The following is a 1,401-nucleotide window of genomic DNA, read 5'->3' on the forward strand; positions in this document are numbered from 1 at the left end:
GGATCAGTTTCAAAAGTTGGGGACTATGCAAAAAGTTTGGATAATCTGAACAGAAAAAACGATTTATCTTTTACCCCTCGCAGTTGTAATCTGAAGTTTTTGATTTTAGCATTGAAGGATTCGGCAGCAGCATTGGTGCTTCGGTTTTTAAAATAATTGAGGATGTCGTTGTAATGATTCGTAATTGTGTTTTTGAGGATAGAAAACGATTTAAAACCCGACTCTTCCACATCATTGAACCAATGAGCCAGCTTCAACATGGCAACAGATTTAGGAATATTTTGATTGTAAATTTTTCTCAATTGGTCTGATAAGTTGTAGGCTTTTTCCAAATCGGGATATTCATTGAACAAAATTCCTGCTCTGGCAGATTGATTTTCTGTCCATTTATCCCTTGTTTTGTAGAGTAAATATCGGCTTCTTGCCAGGAGTTGTTTTCGGGTATCTCCGTTTTCAAAAACCTTGATTTTTGGTTTTGTTTTTTTGTCTTTTGCTTGTTTTAAGATTTCATTTTCTGAATCTATGGCTTCCCAACGGTGTTTTATTCTGAGTTCCTGAACGGCTTCTATAGCAAGCTTCTGAACATGAAACCTGTCAATAACCTTTATCGCATTGGGAAAACATCGTTTGGCGATGAGTTTCATAGAGCCTGCCATATCTAAGGTGATTTCCTTTACTTTTAGCCTTGCATTTCGGCTGATTTTCGTGATTTTGTCGATGACTTCTTCGCTTTTTGTTCCTTTCACAATGGCAAGCAGACTTCCTTTTCTGCCTCTTGCAGTTTTGGAAGTAAGAACGGTGTAAAGTTCGCCTTCGGATAATGCTACTTCGTCTAATGATAGATATTCAGAACAGTTTTCGGGATAAATAATCCAATCTTCTGCGTGAGGTTTCTGCTTCCAGTCTTTGAACTCGCTGAGTGATTTTTTGTACTGTCTCCTGAATTTTTTGCCGTTAACACCGTACATTTCACCTATCGTTTCTAAGGGAAGCGATTTAGTATCGGCTGATTTTTTTTAAAAAGGCTGCAAAATCCTGAGTCATGCGAGTGCCTTTAGCGATGAGATTCCAGTTTCTTTGTAAGATTTTGCCGGACTTACTATCTGTCCATCTTCTGCGTTTGATGTGGAGTTTTACGGCTTTTCCCCGCAAAGGAAAGTCATCAACGGTAATTTCTTCGTGAAAACCTTTGCTTTGTAGCTGGAGTGATGAAAATTCTTTTGGAATATTGTTTTTTTCTTCGAAATACAGGTGAAGCAAGCCTTCTTTTTCTTCAAATTTGGAAATCTCAAAATATTCAACCAAGTATTCCGGTAGTAAAAACTTTAGTAATTCTTGTTCATTAGACATAATACAAAATTATCCTTTTTTAGTTTTCTCCCCAACTTTTGGTGTTGATCC

The 1,401-nt window shown here is 37.1% G+C and carries 2 protein-coding genes; both read right to left on the bottom strand.

Translation table 11 applies throughout. The annotated features are described in order from the left end of the window. Positions 1–23: 23 nt before the first annotated feature. The gene (locus tag AC3WV0_RS18030; RefSeq protein ID WP_488847477.1) at positions 24–968 is read right to left on the bottom strand and encodes an ISAon1 family transposase; all 945 of its coding nucleotides are present in this window, start codon (positions 966–968) and stop codon (positions 24–26) included. Positions 969–996: 28 nt separating this feature from the next. After that, positions 997–1,350, bottom strand: coding sequence for an ISAon1 family transposase N-terminal region protein (locus tag AC3WV0_RS18035; protein WP_488847478.1), 354 nt, complete (start codon positions 1,348–1,350; stop codon positions 997–999). Positions 1,351–1,401 lie beyond the last annotated feature (51 nt).

This window comes from Chryseobacterium sp. 27AL (genome assembly GCF_057815395.1).